General features: G+C 58.8%; 22 protein-coding genes and 1 other RNA gene. 9 read left to right on the top strand and 14 right to left on the bottom strand.

Annotation, left to right across the window (positions count from 1 at the left end):
- Window positions 1-2: 2 nt before the first annotated feature.
- From mraZ to rsmI, 3 genes are all read right to left on the bottom strand, one after another.
- Window positions 3-458 (bottom strand): division/cell wall cluster transcriptional repressor MraZ, encoded by a 456-nt coding sequence (gene mraZ / locus ACOCLD_RS06700; protein ID WP_090249128.1) that lies wholly within the window; start codon window positions 456-458, stop codon window positions 3-5.
- A 308-nt stretch (window positions 459-766) separates the two neighbouring features.
- Window positions 767-1,114: RNase P RNA component class A (gene rnpB / locus ACOCLD_RS06695), an RNA gene on the bottom strand.
- Between the two features lie 41 nt (window positions 1,115-1,155).
- Window positions 1,156-1,998 (bottom strand): 16S rRNA (cytidine(1402)-2'-O)-methyltransferase, encoded by an 843-nt coding sequence (gene rsmI / locus ACOCLD_RS06690; protein WP_422911771.1) that lies wholly within the window; start codon window positions 1,996-1,998, stop codon window positions 1,156-1,158.
- 155 nt (window positions 1,999-2,153) lie between these two features.
- Between rsmI and ACOCLD_RS06685 the strand changes: the two genes are divergently transcribed.
- From ACOCLD_RS06685 to ACOCLD_RS06670, 4 genes are read left to right on the top strand one after another with little or no spacing between them, the layout of a single operon-like run.
- Entirely contained in the window at window positions 2,154-3,965 is a 1,812-nt protein-coding gene (locus ACOCLD_RS06685; RefSeq protein WP_422911307.1) for a penicillin-binding protein activator, read from the top strand.
- Window positions 3,962-4,336, top strand: a complete 375-nt coding sequence (locus ACOCLD_RS06680; protein ID WP_422911306.1) for a YraN family protein — start codon at window positions 3,962-3,964, stop codon at window positions 4,334-4,336. The genes ACOCLD_RS06685 and ACOCLD_RS06680 overlap by 4 nt, the downstream gene beginning before the upstream one ends.
- A gap of 30 nt (window positions 4,337-4,366) precedes the next feature.
- Window positions 4,367-4,960: a phosphoheptose isomerase gene (locus tag ACOCLD_RS06675; protein ID WP_090249136.1), complete on the top strand. Its 594-nt coding sequence runs from the start codon at window positions 4,367-4,369 to the stop codon at window positions 4,958-4,960.
- The gene (locus tag ACOCLD_RS06670) at window positions 4,957-5,490 is read left to right on the top strand and encodes a BON domain-containing protein (RefSeq protein ID WP_257777116.1); all 534 of its coding nucleotides are present in this window, start codon (window positions 4,957-4,959) and stop codon (window positions 5,488-5,490) included. Before ACOCLD_RS06675 ends, ACOCLD_RS06670 begins: the two co-directional genes overlap by 4 nt.
- Before the next feature lie 141 nt (window positions 5,491-5,631).
- Here the strand turns inward: ACOCLD_RS06670 and ACOCLD_RS06665 are convergent, their stop codons facing one another.
- The 7 genes from ACOCLD_RS06665 to rplM form a co-directional block, all read right to left on the bottom strand.
- A complete protein-coding gene (locus tag ACOCLD_RS06665; RefSeq protein WP_257777115.1) occupies window positions 5,632-6,045 on the bottom strand; it encodes a ClpXP protease specificity-enhancing factor in 414 nt (137 codons plus the stop codon).
- A 15-nt stretch (window positions 6,046-6,060) separates the two neighbouring features.
- The gene (locus ACOCLD_RS06660) at window positions 6,061-6,678 is read right to left on the bottom strand and encodes a glutathione S-transferase N-terminal domain-containing protein (protein ID WP_422911305.1); all 618 of its coding nucleotides are present in this window, start codon (window positions 6,676-6,678) and stop codon (window positions 6,061-6,063) included.
- Window positions 6,679-6,841: 163 nt separating this feature from the next.
- Window positions 6,842-7,621 (bottom strand): cytochrome c1, encoded by a 780-nt coding sequence (locus ACOCLD_RS06655; protein WP_257777113.1) that lies wholly within the window; start codon window positions 7,619-7,621, stop codon window positions 6,842-6,844.
- Window positions 7,621-8,832 (bottom strand): cytochrome b, encoded by a 1,212-nt coding sequence (locus tag ACOCLD_RS06650; protein ID WP_233684506.1) that lies wholly within the window; start codon window positions 8,830-8,832, stop codon window positions 7,621-7,623. The genes ACOCLD_RS06655 and ACOCLD_RS06650 overlap by 1 nt, the downstream gene beginning before the upstream one ends.
- Window positions 8,832-9,425, bottom strand: a complete 594-nt coding sequence (gene petA, locus ACOCLD_RS06645; protein ID WP_090249148.1) for a ubiquinol-cytochrome c reductase iron-sulfur subunit — start codon at window positions 9,423-9,425, stop codon at window positions 8,832-8,834. Before petA ends, ACOCLD_RS06650 begins: the two co-directional genes overlap by 1 nt.
- 257 nt (window positions 9,426-9,682) lie before the next feature.
- Window positions 9,683-10,075, bottom strand: a complete 393-nt coding sequence (rpsI, locus tag ACOCLD_RS06640) for a 30S ribosomal protein S9 (RefSeq protein ID WP_233683748.1) — start codon at window positions 10,073-10,075, stop codon at window positions 9,683-9,685.
- Between the two features lie 14 nt (window positions 10,076-10,089).
- Window positions 10,090-10,518 carry a 50S ribosomal protein L13 gene (rplM, locus tag ACOCLD_RS06635; RefSeq protein ID WP_090382254.1) on the bottom strand — a complete coding sequence of 143 codons (429 nt, stop codon included), beginning with the start codon at window positions 10,516-10,518 and terminating at the stop codon, window positions 10,090-10,092.
- A gap of 247 nt (window positions 10,519-10,765) precedes the next feature.
- On the opposite strand from rplM, the gene ACOCLD_RS06630 reads away from it, so the two are divergent.
- A complete protein-coding gene (locus ACOCLD_RS06630; RefSeq protein ID WP_422911304.1) occupies window positions 10,766-11,803 on the top strand; it encodes an NADP(H)-dependent aldo-keto reductase in 1,038 nt (345 codons plus the stop codon).
- A gap of 58 nt (window positions 11,804-11,861) precedes the next feature.
- Here ACOCLD_RS06630 and ACOCLD_RS06625 read toward each other — a convergent pair whose 3' ends face one another.
- Window positions 11,862-12,998: an acyl-CoA dehydrogenase family protein gene (locus tag ACOCLD_RS06625; protein WP_233683746.1), complete on the bottom strand. Its 1,137-nt coding sequence runs from the start codon at window positions 12,996-12,998 to the stop codon at window positions 11,862-11,864.
- A 240-nt stretch (window positions 12,999-13,238) separates the two neighbouring features.
- Between ACOCLD_RS06625 and ACOCLD_RS06620 the strand changes: the two genes are divergently transcribed.
- Entirely contained in the window at window positions 13,239-14,144 is a 906-nt protein-coding gene (locus ACOCLD_RS06620; RefSeq protein WP_422911770.1) for a GlxA family transcriptional regulator, read from the top strand.
- Window positions 14,145-14,278: 134 nt separating this feature from the next.
- A complete protein-coding gene (locus tag ACOCLD_RS06615) occupies window positions 14,279-15,244 on the top strand; it encodes a hypothetical protein (RefSeq protein ID WP_257777110.1) in 966 nt (321 codons plus the stop codon).
- Between the two features lie 61 nt (window positions 15,245-15,305).
- Here ACOCLD_RS06615 and ACOCLD_RS06610 read toward each other — a convergent pair whose 3' ends face one another.
- The 3 genes from ACOCLD_RS06610 to ACOCLD_RS06600 all read right to left on the bottom strand — a co-directional run bounded on the left by ACOCLD_RS06610 (window position 15,306) and on the right by ACOCLD_RS06600 (window position 16,697).
- The gene (locus ACOCLD_RS06610) at window positions 15,306-15,482 is read right to left on the bottom strand and encodes a DUF6435 family protein (RefSeq protein WP_422911303.1); all 177 of its coding nucleotides are present in this window, start codon (window positions 15,480-15,482) and stop codon (window positions 15,306-15,308) included.
- A gap of 105 nt (window positions 15,483-15,587) precedes the next feature.
- Entirely contained in the window at window positions 15,588-16,214 is a 627-nt protein-coding gene (locus ACOCLD_RS06605; RefSeq protein ID WP_422911302.1) for a PolC-type DNA polymerase III, read from the bottom strand.
- Window positions 16,215-16,217: 3 nt separating this feature from the next.
- Window positions 16,218-16,697, bottom strand: a complete 480-nt coding sequence (locus ACOCLD_RS06600) for an NYN domain-containing protein (protein ID WP_422911301.1) — start codon at window positions 16,695-16,697, stop codon at window positions 16,218-16,220.
- A 90-nt stretch (window positions 16,698-16,787) separates the two neighbouring features.
- On the opposite strand from ACOCLD_RS06600, the gene ACOCLD_RS06595 reads away from it, so the two are divergent.
- Both ACOCLD_RS06595 and ACOCLD_RS06590 read left to right on the top strand, forming a co-directional pair.
- A complete protein-coding gene (locus ACOCLD_RS06595) occupies window positions 16,788-17,366 on the top strand; it encodes a cysteine hydrolase family protein (RefSeq protein WP_422911300.1) in 579 nt (192 codons plus the stop codon).
- A 49-nt stretch (window positions 17,367-17,415) separates the two neighbouring features.
- On the top strand, window positions 17,416-18,078 hold the full coding sequence (locus ACOCLD_RS06590; protein ID WP_422911299.1) for a hypothetical protein: 663 nt from the start codon (window positions 17,416-17,418) through the stop codon (window positions 18,076-18,078).
- Window positions 18,079-18,091: the final 13 nt, after the last annotated feature.

Here is an 18,091-nt window from a genome sequence, read left to right as displayed (position 1 = left end):
GGTCACAGGATCAAGTCACGTAGGTCGTCGGACAAAGCACCCGGTTGCTTGATCGCGGCCAGATCGGCATCAGCCACGGCATTCCAGGCATCTTCATCCCACAGTTGGAATTTATTGAGTTGGCCAACCAGCATCGCGCGCTTGTCCAGCTTGGCGTACTCACGCAGACGCGGCGGTACCAGGAAACGACCACTGGCATCCAGTTCGAGGTCAACGGCGTTACCAATCAGCAGGCGCTGCAGACGGCGGTTTTCTTCACGGAAGGAGGCGAGCTCACGGAGCTTGGCTTCGATCAGCTCCCACTCGGACAACGGATAGACACACAGGCAAGGGTCGATGGCATCAATCGTGACGATAAGCTGGCCGGCGCAACGCGACACGAGCTCGTCCCGATACCGACTTGGCATCGCGAGTCGCCCTTTGGCGTCGAGACTGATGGCGTTAGCTCCGCGAAACACGATCGCGTTTCCCCTTTTTATTAGCTATCCGTGCCTAAGAAACCCACTTTGTGCCACTTCTTACCACTCGCGCACACTATAGGAACGCACGCACCCCACCGTCAAGGCACGCTTGGCGGGAAAAATCCTTATAGAACGGCGATTTAGCGAACTTTGAGAGGGGCAAAACGGAGAAAAAACTCGAAGTTTTGAGCACAAAAACAAGACCAAACAGCGAGCTGAACTTCGAAGTTAAAGTGATTTGTTAAGAGTAAGATTTTTTCGGTATTAGAAAGGAGGCGGAACAGTGAAGCGGATAAATGAGGAAGGTGGAGAGTCGATCTGTAAGCCGGGTTCTGTCGAGGACAGTCATTCCTCTACGACGTACATCACTGCACGCCTTTAGCAACCTACCCGGTTCCAGCGCGGGCCACGCCAATGGAACCCTATTTGGTCTTGCTCCGAGTGGGGTTTACCTAGCCACGGACTGTTGCCAGCCGCGCGGTGCGCTCTTACCGCACCTTTTCACCCTTACCGGCACCGAAATGCTTAGGCGGTTATTTTCTGTGGCACTTTCCGTAGGCTCACGCCTCCCAGGCATTACCTGGCACTCCGCCCTATGGAGCCCGGACTTTCCTCCCCCTTCTTGCGAAGGCAGCGACTGTCCGATCGACTCTCCGCGGGCAAGGTTAACGGCCCGCGCCCCATTGGACAAGGCTTAAACGTCTTTCTGCTGCTCCAACGCAACCTGATAGAGCAGGTTTTTGCGCACCCCGGTGATCTCTGCCGCCAGCGCCGCCGCGCGCTTGAGCGGCATTTCCGCCAACAGCAGATTCAACACGCGCATGGCCTCGGCACTGACGGCCCCCTCGCCTTCAGGCGCTTGCCAACCCGCCACCAGCACCACGCACTCACCGCGCTGCTGATTGCTGTCCGCCGCCACCCAGGCGGCCAGCTCAGCCAGCGGCATGCCCTTGAGTGTCTCGAAGGTCTTGGTCAGCTCACGCGCCAGCAGAGCTGGGCGCTCATCGCCAAATACCGCCTGCATATCCTGCAGACACTCAAGGATGCGGTGTGGTGCCTCATAGAAGATCAGCGTGCGGGACTCTTCCTTTACCTGCTCAAGGCGCGCACGACGCCCTGCCGCCTTGGCCGGGAGAAAACCTTCGAAAATAAAGCGATCCGACGGCAGCCCTGCAGCCGACAACGCAGCAATCAACGCACAAGCACCCGGCACAGGCACTACGGCAATGCCGGCAGCGCGCGCCTGACGCACCAGATGATAGCCAGGATCGGAAATCAGCGGGGTACCGGCATCAGAGATCAACGCCACATCCTCACCTGCCTGCAAACGCGCCAGAAAGCGTCCACCCTGATCACGCTCATTGTGCTCATGGCAGGCCGCCAACGGCGTACTGACACCAAAATGCTGCATCAGACGCGCCGAATGCCGGGTGTCCTCGGCCGCGATCAGCGCCACACTGCGCAGGATGTTCAACGCCCGCGCGCTGATGTCATCCAGGTTACCAATAGGCGTCGCCACCACATAAAGACTGCCCAACGGCGAATTTGCAGCAGCGGAAGTGGTCACAGCACAGGCCTCTCAAAATCAGCAAAGCGCGCATTGTAGCCCGTTTCCAACCTTCGACATCGCGTCACCCGGCGGGCTTGGGTACAATTCGACGCTCAATTTGATCAAGTATCAGGAACGCTTACATGATCGCCTGCCTGCGCCCTCTTTCCGCCCTCTGCCTTGCCGGCCTGCTTGCAGCCTGCGCCAGCCAGCCCTCATCGACACTGGGCGAGCTACCCCGTACGCCGCAAGCCAGCATCGAACAACTGCTGCAGCAAGCAGCCGAAAGCCCCGCTGAACAGGCCGCAGCACTGCGCCTGTCAGCCGCCGACCTGGCCTATAAACAGAAGGATCTGGCACGCACCAGCAGCATTCTCGAACAGGTGCAACTGGAAAGCCTGAAACCCGCCCAGCAGATCTACGCCAGCACCCTGCGCGCAGAGCTGGACATGAGCCGCAACAAGCCCAAAGCCGCCCTGCGCGCCCTCAGCCACCCGAGCATGGAACGCCTCGGTGAGCTGCCGGTTGAGCAGCAGGTGCGCAGCCAACTGGTACGCGCCAGCGCCCTGCAAGCCAGCGGACAAACCCTGGCAGCAGCCCGGGAGCGGGTCTTTATTGCGCCGCTGCTCAGCGCTACCAGCGCCGCACAGAATCAGGAAATTATCTGGACACTGGTTTCCAGCTTGCCCGCAAACGAGCTGCAGGCCAGTGGCGACACTGATCTCGATGGCTGGCTGGAACTGGCCCGCGCCTCCAAAAGTGCCGGCACGCTAGAGCAGCAACAAAGCGCGGTCGATGCCTGGGTTGCCGCCAACCCGCAGCATCCCGCCGCACAACAACTGCCGCAGGCGCTGGTCGAGCTGAAAAAGCTCTCTAGCCAACCCCTGACCGAAATTGCCCTGCTGCTGCCCCAGGATGGTCAACTGGCCAGCGTGGCCCGCGCCTTGCGTGACGGCTTTCTGGCCGCCCATTACCAGGCCCAGCAGGCCGGACAGAACCCGCCGAACATCCAGATATTCGACAGCTCGCGCATTGGTTCCATGGACGCCTTCTACACCCAGGCCCAGGCTGCTGGCGTACAACTGGTGATCGGTCCACTGGAAAAGAACCTGGTCAGCCAGCTGAGCAGCCGCGAACAACTGCCCATCACCACACTTGCGCTGAACTACAGCGAAACCAGCCAGGAAGGCCCGGCACAACTGTTCCAGTTTGGCCTGGCGGCCGAAGATGAAGCCCGTGAAGTCGCCCGCCGCGCCTGGGCCGACGGCATGCGTCGTGCGGTTGCCTTGGTACCCAACGGTGAATGGGGCGACCGCGTCCTTGCCGCTTTCCGCCAAAGCTGGCAAGCCCAGGGCGGTACTCTGATTGCTGCCGAGCACGTTGACCAGCCCGTCGAACTGGCCAGACAGATCGCCGACCTGTTCCAACTGCGTGAAAGCGAAGCCCGCAGCAAGCGCCTGCAGAGCACCCTGGGCAGCGCGGTTGCCGCCGCACCGTCACGTCGCCGCGATGTCGATTTCATCTTCCTCGCTGCCACCCCGCAGCAGGCCCAGCAGATCAAACCAACGCTGGCCTTCCAGTACGCCGGTGACGTGCCTGTCTATGCCACCTCGCACCTGTTCACCGGGGCCTACAACCAGGCGCAGTACCTTGATCTCAACGGCATCATGTTCTGCGAAACGCCCTGGCTGCTGAACGTCAACGATCCACTGCGCCAGCAGGCCAGCACACAATGGCCGCAGGCCGGTGGCAGCCTCGGCCGACTGTATGCCATGGGCGCGGATGCTTACCTCCTGGCACCGCGCCTGACTCAGCTGAAAGCGCTGCCCGACACCCGCCTGCAAGGCTTGTCAGGCAACTTGAGCCTGAGCCCCAGCCAGCGCATCGAGCGCCAGCTGCCCTGGGCCGAGTTCCGCGATGGCCAGGTGCAACCACTGCCTGAAAACGTCAATTGAACGAGCGCATCAGCACACAACAACGCGGTGATGCTGCCGAAGCTCAGGCTCGGCAGCATCTTGAGCAACACGGCCTACGCCTGCTGGCACAGAACTGGCGCTGCCGCCTCGGCGAGCTCGATCTGGTCATGCTCGACGCCGATACAGTAGTATTCGTAGAAGTTCGCTATCGGCGCCATAGCGCCTGGGGCGGCGCAGCAGAGAGCGTGGATGCACGCAAACGTGAGAAACTCAGCCGCGCCGCTCAGCACTTCCTGCAACAAGAATCACGCTGGGCCAAGTACCCATGCCGCTTCGATGTGATTGCCATAAACGCCGACAGCCAAGCCCCCGCGCAACTGGACTGGATTCAAAACGCCTTTGATACCTGAACAGAAGCCACACTGAAGGTTATATCTCCGATGGACATGCAAGCCCGTATTCGCCACCTGTTCCAAGCCAGCATTGAAACCAAGCAGCAGGCCATGGAAGTGCTCATCCCCTTTATCGAGCAAGGCAGCCAGGCCATGGTTCAGGCACTGCTCAGTGAGGGCAAGATCCTCTCCTGCGGCAATGGCGGCTCAGCCGGCGATGCCCAGCACTTCTCTTCCGAGTTGCTCAACCGCTTCGAGCGCGAGCGCCCGAGCCTGCCGGCCATCGCGCTGACCACCGATAGCTCGACCATCACCTCAATCGCCAACGATTACAGCTACAACGAGGTGTTCTCCAAACAGATTCGCGCACTCGGCCAGCCTGGCGACGTACTGCTGGCGATTTCCACCAGCGGTAACTCGGCCAACGTGATCCAGGCCATCCAGGCCGCCCACGACCGCGAGATGACCGTGGTGGCCCTCACCGGCCGCGATGGCGGCGGTATGGCCTCACTGCTGCTGCCGGAAGACGTGGAGATCCGCGTTCCTTCGAAAGTCACTGCACGCATTCAGGAAGTCCATCTGCTGGCCATCCACTGCCTGTGCGACCTGATCGACAGCCAACTGTTTGGGAGTGAAGAATGACCCGCTCACCGCTGATCCTTGCCGCCCTTGCCCTGACGCTCGCCCTGGCCGGCTGCGGTAACCGCAGCGTCGGCAACAAGATCGACGACCAGTTCATCCCATCGGAAGTCAGCTCCAGTGTTGCTCGCGCGCACATTGATCTGACCAGCCCGACCTCACGCATCGTGGTCACCAGCTACAACGGCGTAGTGCTACTGGCAGGCCAGACCCCGCGTAACGAGCTCAAAGCCATGGCCGAGCAGGCCGCTCGCCGGGTCAACAACGTGAAGAAGGTGCACAACGAGCTGCAAGTTCTGCAGCCCACCTCGCTGCTGGTACGCAGCAATGACTCGCTGCTGACCAGCCGCATCAAGACCCAGATGCTCGCCGACAGCACCGTGCCGGGCACGCGCATCAAGGTGATCACTGAAAACGGCATCGTCTACATGCTCGGCCTGGTCTCGCAAGCCGAAGCCACTCAGGCCACCAACCTGGTGCAAAGCGTGTCTGGCGTGCAGAAAGTGGTGAAGCTGTTCCAGTACACCAACTGATAGCGTTAACAAACCGCCCGTACGGCGACCACAAAAAAGGCGATCCTCGGATCGCCTTTTTTGTGGTCCTTCATCCCTGACGACCACCCTGCGGGCCGTCGCTGCGCGACGTCAAAAATGGCTCCCGGCCATTTTTTATCTTTACTTGACCACTTTCAGACTGGGCCGCCCACTGGGCCGCGGCGGCTCGTCATCAGGCGGAAGCTGATCTTCCGGATCGTCAATTTCGCCTCCGTCGAGCATCGACGACTCGGCGTCAAAGACCATGCCCTGACCATTTTCCCGCGCGTAGATCGCCAACACCGCTGCTGCCGGGATGTACAAGCTCTGCGGCACACCGGAAAAGCGCCCCTCAAAGCTCACCGCTTCGTTATCCATATGCAGATGACGCACGGCAGTGGGCGAAACGTTGAGGACAATCTGCCCATCATTGGCAAAGCCGGCAGGCACCTGAACACCGGGGAACTCGGCATTCACCAGTAGGTGCGGGGTGCAATCGTTATCCACGATCCATTCATAGAGGGCACGCACCAGATAAGGACGGCTCGACTTCATGACTACCTCCTCGGATTAACGCATGTCACGTTCAGCAGGCGACAGACTGCTCTGAAACACCTCACGGGCAAACTGGCGCTCCATGTAATCGAGCAGCGGCTTGGCCGGTTTTGGCAACTCTATCCCCAGAATCGGCAAACGCCAAAGAATCGGCAGCAGGCAGCAATCGACCAGACTCAGCTCATCACTGAGAAAATACGGCTTGTCAGCAAACAACGGTGACACGCCGGTCAGGCTCTCACGCAGCTCCTTGCGTGCCAACGCACGGGCCGGTTCCTTGCTACGTGGATCGAGGATCAGGTCAACCTGAGTACACCAATCACGCTGGATACGGTGAATCAGCAGCCGGCTATTGGCGCGCGCCACCGGATACACCGGCAACAACGGCGGATGGGGGTAGCGCTCATCCAGATATTCCATCACCACCATCGACTCATACAGCGCCAGATCGCGGTCAACCAAAGTTGGCAGGCTGGCGTAGGGATTAACCTCAAGCAGCTTGGCTGGGTAACGATCCTTCTCGACACTGATGATTTCGGCGCTGACACCCTTCTCGGCGAGCACAATACGTACGCGGTGGGAATAGTGGTCGGCGGGGTCGGAGTAACAGGCCAACCGATTGGTCACGCCCATGGCGATCCTCCTCGCTTATAGAGTTATATGAAGCAGAAAAAATTGCCGGAGCAATTTTTGACGTCGCTTGCGACGGCCCCACAGGGGTAGCCGCCAGGGATGGCAGGGTACAAAACCTGCGCGCCCAAAGGGGCGCGCAGGTCAACAGCAGAGATGCAAAGGATTAATGCACGTCCTTCCAGTATTCGCGCTTGAGCAGATAGGCGAAGACGAAGAAGAAGGCCAGGTACAGCAGCACATAGGTACCGATACGCTGACTTTTCAACTTGACCGGGTTGGCCGAGTAGGCGAGGAAGGTCACCAGGTTCTGGATCTTCTCGTCGAACTCTTCAGTGCTCAGCTGGCCGGTCTTCGGCTCAATGGTCAGCTGGTCACAGGCTTCGTGAGTGATCGGTGTGCCAGTCAACGGATCGAACTGCTTCTTGCCGTTTTCAACCACTTGCACCTGCTTGCAACCAATCACCTGCTTACCCTGCAGGCCCACCAGAACGTTCGGCATGCCGACGTTCGGGAAGACCTTGTTGTTGGCACCCAGTGGACGACTTGGATCGTCGTAGAAGGTGCGCAGGTAAGTGTACAGCCAGTCGTTACCACGCACACGGGCAACCAGAGTCAGGTCAGGCGGCGCAGCACCGAACCACGCCTTGGCGTCTGCTGGCTGCATACCGATCTTCATGTGATCGCCAATCTTGGCGCCATTGAAAACCAGATTTTCTAGCATGACTTCATGCGGAATACCCAGGTCATCAGCAACACGCTCATAGCGTTGGTATTGAGCCGCATGGCAGCCCATGCAGTAGTTGGCGAAGGTACGCGCACCATCCTGCAGAGCCGCTTTGTCAGTCAGATCAATTTCCACTTTATCCAGCGGATAACCACTACCAGCGCCAAGAGCAAGGGCTGGCATTGCAGCAATTACGAGTGCAGCAAATAGCTTTTTCATCAGCCAGTCACCCTTTCCGGAACCGGTTTGGTCTTCTCGATTTTGGTATAGAACGGCATCAGGATGAAGTACGCGAAGTACAGGAAGGTACATACCTGCGACAGCAACGTACGGCCTGGTGTCGGTGCCAGTACACCCAGCACACCGAGAATCACGAAAGACACGCAGAAGATCAGCAACCAGACCTTGCTCATCCAGCCTTTGTAACGCATCGACTTGACCGGGCTACGGTCCAGCCACGGCAGCACGAACAGCACCGCAATCGCTGCACCCATGGCAATTACACCCAGCAGCTTGTCCGGCACCGCACGCAAAATCGCGTAGAACGGCGTGAAATACCAAACCGGCGCAATGTGCTCAGGCGTCTTGAAAGGGTTAGCTGCTTCGAAGTTCGGCTTCTCGAGGAAATAACCGCCCATTTCCGGGAAGAAGAAGATCACGAAGCAGAAGACAAACAGGAACACCACAACACCGACGATATCTTTCACGGTGTAGTAAGGGTGGAAGGCGATGCCGTCGAGCGGAATGCCGTTCTCGTCCTTTTTCTTCTTGATGTCGACGCCGTCCGGGTTGTTCGAACCGACTTCGTGCAGGGCCAGGATGTGCAGAACCACCAGGCCAAGAATCACGATCGGCAGAGCCACAACGTGCAGGGCGAAGAAACGGTTCAGGGTGATACCGGAGATCAGGTAGTCACCACGGATCCACTGAGTCAGGTCCGCACCGATCACCGGAATGGCACCGAACAGCGAGATGATCACCTGGGCGCCCCAGTAGGACATCTGGCCCCACGGCAGCAGATAGCCCATGAAGGCTTCAGCCATCAACATCAGATAGATCAGCATGCCGAAGATCCACACCAGCTCGCGCGGTTTCTGGTAGGAACCATAAAGCAGGCCACGGAACATATGCAGGTAGACCACCACGAAGAACGCCGAAGCACCGGTGGAATGCATATAACGCAGAATCCAGCCGTACTCCACATCACGCATGATGTACTCGACCGAAGCAAACGCCTCTTCAGCCGACGGGGTGTAGCTCATGGTCAGCCAGACACCGGTAACGATCTGGTTAACCAGAACCAGCAACGCCAGGGAGCCGAAAAAGTAGAAGAAGTTGAAGTTCTTTGGCGCGTAGTACTTGGACAGATGGTCTTCCCACATCTTGGTCGCGGGAAAGCGCGCATCAACCCATTCCATGAATTTATTCATCATGCTTTCTCCTGGTCCACACCGATGATGATCACATCATCCGACTCATACGTGTGCGGCGGTACCGGCAGGTTCAAGGGCGCAGGTTGAGCCTTGTACACACGACCAGCGAGGTCATAGCGCGAGCCGTGGCATGGGCAGAAATAACCACCCACCCAGTCAGCACCCAGGTCAGCAGGCGCCACTTCCGGGCGGAAGGATGGTGCACAACCCAGGTGAGTACACAGACCTACCAGCAGCAGAACTTCTGGCTTGATCGAGCGGGTTTTCGGATCGACATAGCTCGGCTGTTCCGACGCCTTGGAATCGAAGTCAGCCAGCTGACCCTCGATCTTCACCAGGTTACTGAGGATCTCCTCGGTACGGCGCACGATAAACACCGGCTGCCCCCGCCACTCAGCAACCATCTGCTGGCCCGGCTCAATTTTGCTGACGTTCACCTTAACGGGTGCTCCGGCAGCTTTAGCCTTGGCGCTTGGGAACCAGGACCCCACGAACGGGACCGCGGCACCCACCGCTCCTGCAGCACCCACCACAGAGGTGGCCGCTACCAGAAAGCGACGCCGGCCTGCATTCACGCCGTCATTGCTCATTCAGTCGTCTCCCATCAGCTTTATGGCCTGTTGGTCAGGCCTATACTAGGTAAAAATCGAGTCGCGCAAAAAATTTGCCAAATGGTAAAGAAAAGCCCCTTTACTGACAAGGTAATTACCCACGCACAACGGACTCAACCCCTTACAAATCAGGGCATCCGCGGATGCGGCATGATGCCGCACGAACTTTCAGCACCCATAAAAAAACGCCCAGCTCCGAAAGGAAACTGGGCGTCTTTGTGAACGCAGGTAGCGAATTAACGCTTGGAGTACTGCGGACGCTTACGCGCTTTACGCAGACCAACCTTCTTACGTTCAACCTCACGAGCATCGCGAGTCACATAGCCCGCTTTACGCAGAGCAGGACGCAGAGCTTCATCGTAGTCCATCAGAGCGCGAGTGATGCCGTGGCGGATTGCGCCAGCTTGACCACTAACACCACCACCAACGACTGTGACGTAGACGTCGAATTTTTCGACCATCTCAACCAGCTCCAGCGGCTGACGAACTACCATGCGGGCAGTTTCACGACCGAAGAAGGTATCGAGAGCACGATTGTTGATGGATATCTTGCCAGTACCAGCACGCAGGAAAACGCGAGCGGTTGCAGTCTTGCGACGGCCAGTGCCGTAATTTTGAGTCGCCGACATAATGAACTATTCCGTTAAATCTTCAGTTCTTGGGGCTGCTGAGCAGTGTGCGGATGGGCAGCGCCCGCGTACACCTTCAGCTTACGGTACATGTCGCGACCCAGCGGGTTCTTCGGCAGCATGCCTTTTACCGCAGTCTCGATCACGCGCTCAGGAGCTTTGGCGATCAGCTTTTCGAAGTTGATCGACTTGATGCCGCCCGGGAAACCGGAGTGGGAGTAGTACATCTTGTCAGTGGTTTTGGCACCAGTAACGCGAATCTGCTCAGCGTTGATGATGACGATGTAGTCACCGGTATCAACGTGCGGAGTGTATTCAGGCTTGTGCTTGCCACGCAGACGGCTTGCAACTTCGGTAGCCAGACGACCCAGGGTCTGACCTGCAGCGTCGACGACAAACCAGTCGCGCTTAACTGTTTCCGGTTTAGCAGTAAAAGTTTTCATTCTTTATAGCCTCAGGGGCCGCCCTGATAAATAAGACGGCGGATCTTACTGAATAGTGCGTACTTTGACAAGGTCAAAGGCAGCCGAAAACAGGCGCTATCGGGGGCTCGGGTCAGCGCGTCCGTAATACGGCAAGATTCTTCGGCAGGCGGCGCATCACTTCCACTGCAGAAAGAGGTGCGCAATTATGCAGATTGCGCAGAGAATTTCAACACGATTATGCCAACCGGTTTTTAAGGAGCTTGCAATGGATTACCGCCAACTCGGCCGCAGTGGAATCAAGGTCAGCAGCCTGTGCCTGGGCAGCATGACCTGGGGTGAGCAGAACAGCGCCAGCGAAGGCATCGCCCAGATTGAACGCGCCAAGGCCTACGGGGTGAACTTCATCGACACCGCTGAGATGTACCCGGTACCACCCCGCGCCGAAACCTACAGCAAGACCGAACAGATTATCGGTGACTACTTCAAGCAGCGCGGTGATCGTGCTGACTGGGTGCTGGCCAGCAAGATCGCCGGCCCTGGCAATGGCATCGGCTATATCCGTGGCGGGCAGCTCAAACACAACCGCGCGCATATCGTTGCGGCGCTGGATGCCAGCCTCCAACGCCTGCAAACCGACTGGATCGACCTGTACCAACTGCATTGGCCAGAGCGCCCAACCAATTACTTCGGCCAGCTTGGCTATCGCCATCAGGACAGCGACTTCACGCCACTGGAAGAAACCCTGGAAGCCTTGGACGAGCAGGTCAAGGCCGGCAAGATTCGCCATATCGGCCTTTCCAATGAAACGCCCTGGGGCACCATGAAATTTCTGCAACTGGCCGAACAACGCAGCTGGCCGCGCGCAGTCTCGATCCAAAACCCCTACAACCTGCTGAACCGCAGCTTCGAGGTCGGCCTGGCGGAAGTGGCCATTCGCGAACAATGCGGCCTGCTCGCTTATTCGCCGCTGGCCTTCGGCATGCTCAGCGGCAAGTACGCAAACGGCGCACGCCCGGCCAATGCGCGCATCAGCCTGTTCAGCCGCTTTGCTCGCTACACCAACCCCGAGTCAGAAGCCGCCTGCGCACGTTACGTCGCTCTGGCGCGCGAGCATGGTCTTGATCCCGCGCAGATGGCCCTGGCCTTTGTCACCGCGCAACCCTTCGTCACCAGCAATATCATTGGCGCGACCAGCCTGGATCAGCTGGACAGCAACCTGGCCAGCAGTGAACTGACACTCTCTGCCGAGGTACTGGCTGACATCGAGGCGATTCACAAAGCCCAGCCCAACCCAGCCCCCTGACCAATAGCAACGACATAAAAAAGCCCGGCAATAGCCGGGCTTTTTATTCAGCGCTTAATCACAGCGAGCGGGCGATGATCTCTTTCATGATCTCGTTGGTACCGGCGTAGATGCGCTGCACCCGCGCATCGGCCCAGGCACGCGCCACCGGGTACTCCCACATATAGCCGTAGCCACCGTGCAGCTGCACACACTCATCCAGCACCTTGCACTGCAGGTCTGTACCCCAGTACTTGAGCATGGCGGCGGTCGGTACATCCAGCTTCTTATTCAGGTGCAACTCCAGGCAGCGATCAACAAACACTCGACCCACCTGAATCTCTGTGGCCATCTCGGCCAATTTGAAGCGAGTGTTCTGAAAGTCACCAATTGCCTTGCCAAAGGCCTTGCGCTCGCGGGTGTATTCAAGCGTCCACTTGAGCGCCGCCTCGGCTGACGCCAGAGCGCCAATACCAACGGTCAGACGCTCCTGCGGCAGCTCCTGCATCAGGTAGGCAAAGCCCATACCGGCCTGACCCAGCAGGTTTTCCTTGGGCACGCGCACATCCTGGAAGAACAGCTCGGAGGTGTCCTGGGCCTTCATGCCGACTTTTTCCAGACGCTTGCCCTTGGAGAAACCGGGGGTGTTGGCTTCCACCAGAAACAGGCTGGTGCCCTTGGCACCGGCTTTCGGATCGGTCTTGGCCACCACAATCACCAGATCGGCGAGAAAGCCGTTGGTGATAAAGGTCTTCGAGCCATTGATCACATACTCGTCGCCATCCAGCACCGCGGTAGTTTTCACCCCCTGCAGGTCGGAGCCGGCACCCGGTTCGGTCATGGCGATGGCGGTGACCATCTCGCCGGACACCAGCTTGGGCAGGTAGTGCTGCTTCTGCGCTTCACTGCCGTAATGCAGGATGTAAGGTGCAACGATGTCCGAGTGTAGCGAGAAGCCGATACCGGTCAGCCCCAGACGCCCAACCTCCTCGATCACCACAGTGCTATAGAGGAAGTCTGCCGACATACCGCCGTACTCTTCCGGGATATGCGAGCAGAGCATCCCCGCCTCTCCCGCCTTGTTCCACAGCGCACGATCGATGTGGCCATCCTTCTCCCACTGATGGTGAAAAGGCACGGCTTCCTGCTCAAGGAACTTGCGCACGCTGTCGCGAAACTGTTCATGTTCGGAGCTGAAAATCGTTCTGGGAATCATGGCAACACCTGCTTGATGGGGCGATTTTAAAGTGGTCTCGACTTTAGCCAAGCAAACGCTTGGTCACACTGGACACAAGCGCCAAAAAATAAGACGATCCAGCCAGCTCATGACCACTTAGCCTTAATAAGAACAATATCTATGCCGAATCCGTCACCAGCGCCGCTGCACCGCGTCAGCATCCTGGCTACCGAAGGGGTGTTTGCCTCGACCCTGATGCAAGCCAAAGACTTCTTTCATATGGCCAGCTTGCGCTATGGCAAGCAACAAGGCCTGGGCCTGACCCCGACCTTCGAAATCCACCTGGTCAGCCCGGACGGCAAGCCTGTGCGCAGCTTCAGTGATGTGCTGATCCCGGTCGATGGCGCCCTGGACGATGCCGACGTGATCATCCTGCCGGCCTTCTGGGATGACTTCGACGCCCTGTGCCAACGCCACCCACAGGTACTCAGCTGGCTGAAACAACGCCACGCTGCCGGCAGTGCGATCTGCGGCGAAGCCACCGGAGTGTTCTGGATGGCCCAGGCCGGCCTGCTCGACGGCAAGGAGGCAACCACCTATTGGCGCTTCTTCAACGAATTTGCCGAGCGTTTCCCCAAGGTGCTGCTCAATCAGGAAAAGCACCTGTCGGATGCCGACAACCTGTACTGCGCCGGCGGCGTGACCTCGGCCTGCGACCTGTATATCTACCTGATCGAGCGTTTCTGTGGCGCCAGCGTGGCCCAGGGCGTGGCCCGCGACATCCTTTATGAAGTGCAGCGCAACTACGCCCCCGGCCGCATTGGCTTTGGCGGGCAGAAACTGCACCACGACATGACCATCCTGCAAATCCAGCAATGGCTGGAAGATCACTTCGCTGACAAATTCCGCTTCGAGGATGTGGCCCGCGAACACGGCATGAGCATCCGCAACTTTATGCGCCGCTTCCAGACCGCCACCGGTGATAAACCGCTGCACTACCTGCAGCGCCTGCGCATCGAAACCGCCAAGGGCTTGCTCAGCGCCACCCGCAAGAGCATCAAGACCATCAGCTATGAAGTGGGTTACGACGATGCCAGCTTCTTCGCGCGCCTGTTTCGTCAGCACACGGAACTGTCACCCAACCAGTACCGCCGGCAATTCCAGCACAAGGACAGCCATGCTTAAGGCTGGCCACAGCGGGCAGCGGACACACTGAAAACCCGCGCAACTCATCCTTGGATGGGTGGGGCGCGGGAAGTAGCGCTCTATGATCGGCGCATCCCTTGCGGGACTCCTACAACAACAATCAGGTCATCGCCATGCGCCGCACACTTATTGCCTTACTTGCCGCCTGCAGCTTCAGCGCAGTCGCTGCCGACAACTGGAAACCCTTCCCCTACGACCAAAGCGCCTATGACTATTCAGGCGACAAGCTGCGCCAGGCCTGGCCGCAACTGACCCGTGGATTCGGCGCCGACTACCCCTTCCCCGACGCCGACTGGGTGGTAACCATGGCCACCACTCACCCGCAGGCATTGGAGAAAACCGTACTGGCCAATACCGGCTTTACTGGGAAGCCGGAAGAAGCCGAGGTCTACGCCGCCAAACTGCAGGATGTCTGGCGCCTGATGTTCCGCGGTGACTTTGCCGAGGCGAAGAAGCAAGGCCTGGCTCTGGGGGTTGGCGGACAAATTCCAGCCATGTTCGCCCAGGTGATCTACGCCATGTTCCTGGTACCCGACCAGGCCGAAAAACATAAGCTGCTGGAGGAAGTGATCAGCTACACCGACCAGGCCGGCGAGCTGATCCAGGCCGACACCGTCGCGCAATTCGGCCGCGTCTACGCCAAGGCACGCCTGGGCGAAGAACTGTCGGTGCCGGTGGTGCTCAAGCGCGGCTACACCTCGCAGATCCCCGATGAGCTCAAGGCGCTGCTGGCCAAACAGCCAAACCAACCCTTCGCCCTCGCCCTCTATGGTGGCTATGAAGCCGGCGTAATCCGCAAGGTCGGCAAGATGGTCGGCCGCATGACCTACGGGGTCAGCGCCGACAACATGGAGAAGTACTTCAGCCGCAGCTTCAAGGCTCAGGACAACCTGCCGATCGGCCACTACGAATACGCCAATGCCCTCAGCTACGTGTACGGCGACGACGAACAAGCCAAAGCCCTGCAGCACCTCAAGCGCGCTGTAGCGATCAAGCCGATCAACGCCATGGAAGCCCTGGAAGTGGCCCACGCGCAGAAGATGCTCGCCCAATACGAGCAGAAGCTGGCGCAGAACTGAGCCCCACTGAAGCGCAAAAAGGCTGCCTGAGGGCAGCCTTTTTCATTCTTGCATCGGCAACTTACTGCCTGGCCCGCTCCAATGGCTCCAACTGTGCCCACAAAGCCTGCGCTTCTTCCGTCAACACGGAATAACTGCGGATATCCCCGTTGCGCTGCGCCTGCATCGCCTCTTCCAACTTGGCACTGTATTGCTTGCGTAGTGTCTTGGCGGGATCGCGTTTAAACAAACCGAACATGCTGTGTGCCTCTGTCGACAAAGAGCCCCGGATAGGTGCCTGCCCAGCTTAATTCAGGCAGGCGCTTAGCTTGGGGCGCAGATGTAACAAGCTGATAAATCGCCTTCAGCCAGATGCGTGATCGCGGATTTTCTGCAACGCCAGCGACATCTTCGCTGCTGGCACCCGCTGCAGATTGCACAGCAGCTCGTGGGTAATCTCGGCAATGCCGTGGCGCTCGCGCAGCAGCGCCGCCATAAAGCAGGTCAGATTGGCCGCCATCTCCGCATCGGCCAACGCGCGGTGCGCCTTGCCGGTATCGGGCAGGCCGATCCATTGGTTGAGGTTGCCCAGCTTATGACTCGGCGCCATGGGCAGCAGCCTGCGTGACAGCAGCAAGGAACAGGCAAACGGCTGCACACGCTGACGACGAATCAGCGCCAGCTCGGCGTCCCAGAACTTCTGATCAAAACTGGCGTTATGCGCCAGCAGCGGGCGATTGCCGACAAACTCCGCCACCTCCTGCATCACCTGCGCGGCAGGCGGGGCGGCGCGCAGCATGGCGTTGCTGATGCCGGTGAGCTGTTCGATAAATGGCGGCACCCAGGCCCCACTGTTCATCAGGCTCTGGTAGCGGGCAACGATTTGCCCGTCTTCGACGATCACTACGCCGATTTCCGTGGCGCGCGCCTGCTGGGCCGGCGACATGCCGGTGGTTTCAAAGTCGAGTACGGCGATGGAATCTGCAAGCATCAATCAGTTTCTCAGCAACAGCGCACCGTCGATCGGCACGTAGCGACTGGCGGCGCGCACCAGCGATTGCGCCGTCAGCCCCGGCACGCCATAGGCCACGGCCTCGGCGCCGTAGCTGCTGCGAATCTTGTCCAGCAGCAGGTCAAAGTCGCCGTCACCGGAGGCCAGCACCACCTCATCCACCCTTGGCGCGGCATCCATGATGTCGATGGTAATGCCGACATCCCAGTCGCCCTTGGCCGAGCCATCACTGCGCTGGATAAAGGGCTTGAGCTTCACAGTAAAGCCAAGGTTGCGCAGGATCTGCTGGAACTGCTGCTGCTTCTGATCGCCGCGATCAATGGCGTAGGCGTAAGCTTCGACAATCTGCCCATGCTGACTGATATCAGCCCACAGCGCGGCATAGTTGAAATGACACCCATAGGCCTGGCGCACGGTGTAATAGAGGTTCTGTACATCGGCGAATACGGCGATTTTCTTCACCGGGAATCCTCATCGTGCGGCTGACGGGCTGAAAGCCCTCAGGTTAAAGTCAGCGCGCAGTATGCCAGCCCACAGCCACGGACGGTCGAAATGCATCCACTCCCAACCAATAACATCGAAACACCCGCGCTGCTGATCATCGATATGCAGCAAGGCATTCAACGCGTCAGCACACCGCGTAACAACCCGCAGGCTGAAACGCAGATCGCTCAATTACTTGAATACTGGCGCAGTGCAGACCTGCCGCTGGTGCATATCCGCCATATGTCCCGCCAGGCCGACTCGGTATTTGCCCCAGGGCAAAGTGGCGCGCTCTTCCAGCCGGCATTGGCGCCACGGGCTAGCGAGCAGGTATTCGAGAAAAACGTAACCGATGCCTTCGCCCATAGCGGTCTAGAACGCTGGTTACATGCCCGTACTATTCGCCGCCTGGTCATAGTGGGTGTCGCCAGTGAAAACTCGGTTGAAGCAACGGCTCGCAGTGCCAGTTGCCTGGGGTTTATGACGCAAGTTGTAGCAGATGCGTGCTACACCTTCGACAAAACCGACTATCACGGACACCTGCGCAGCGCCTCTGACGTTCACGCCATGGCCATGGCTAATCTGCGCGACGAGTATGCTGACGTACTGGAAACCGAAGCGCTGCTTGATTGGTTATTGGGGCGCTAATGCAGATCAGCTAGAGTGCGCTCCTGCATTCAACCCCGAAAAATCCGCCATGCATATGTTCTCCGTCCTGCGCGACTCCTGGTATTTCTTCAGCCACAACCTGTTAGCGATCACCCGTCTGTGTCTGCCACTGATCGTGCTTGAAGGGTTGTTTCTGCAGCAGGTCAGTAGCCTGGCACCAGCACAGTCAGCGGACTCCTGGCGGTTACTGGCAGGACTGTTGTTCTATCCGCTGTACAGCGCAGCGCTCATTCTGTTTCTCGATGCACGCAGCAACGGCCTGCAACCACCTGCGCGTGACCTGTTGGCTGCGGCGCTGCGTTTATGGCCGCGTTTCGCCCTGCTCGCGGCCATCATGACCCTGGCCATCCTGCTGGGCGCTTCGCTGTATGTTCTGCCGGGCATCTGGCTGATCGTCAAACTGGCGTTTGCCGAGTACCTGCTGGTGCTGCGCGGTATGCCCCCGCTGAAAGCCCTGAAGGAAAGCTTTGCCATGAGCACCGGTTACTTCTGGCCCATGCTCGGCTGCGTGCTGATTGTGATGCTGCCACTGTGGCTGCTGGATGCCTGGAGCCAGACCCAGGCAAGCCTGGCTGATGAAAGCCTGCTCAGCCTGTTGATGGACTGCACGAACCGCTTTCTCCAGCTATTCTCCAGCGTAGTGCTGTTTCGTCTATTTATGCTGCGTAGCACCCAGCCTGACGTCGAGTGAGCGCCAGCGCCAA

This window comes from Pseudomonas cimarronensis (assembly GCF_049331905.1).
Classification (GTDB): Bacteria; Pseudomonadota; Gammaproteobacteria; order Pseudomonadales; family Pseudomonadaceae; genus Aquipseudomonas.
The sequence above is the reverse complement of the archived record's forward strand: the minus strand, read 5'-3'. Positions and strand labels throughout refer to the sequence as shown.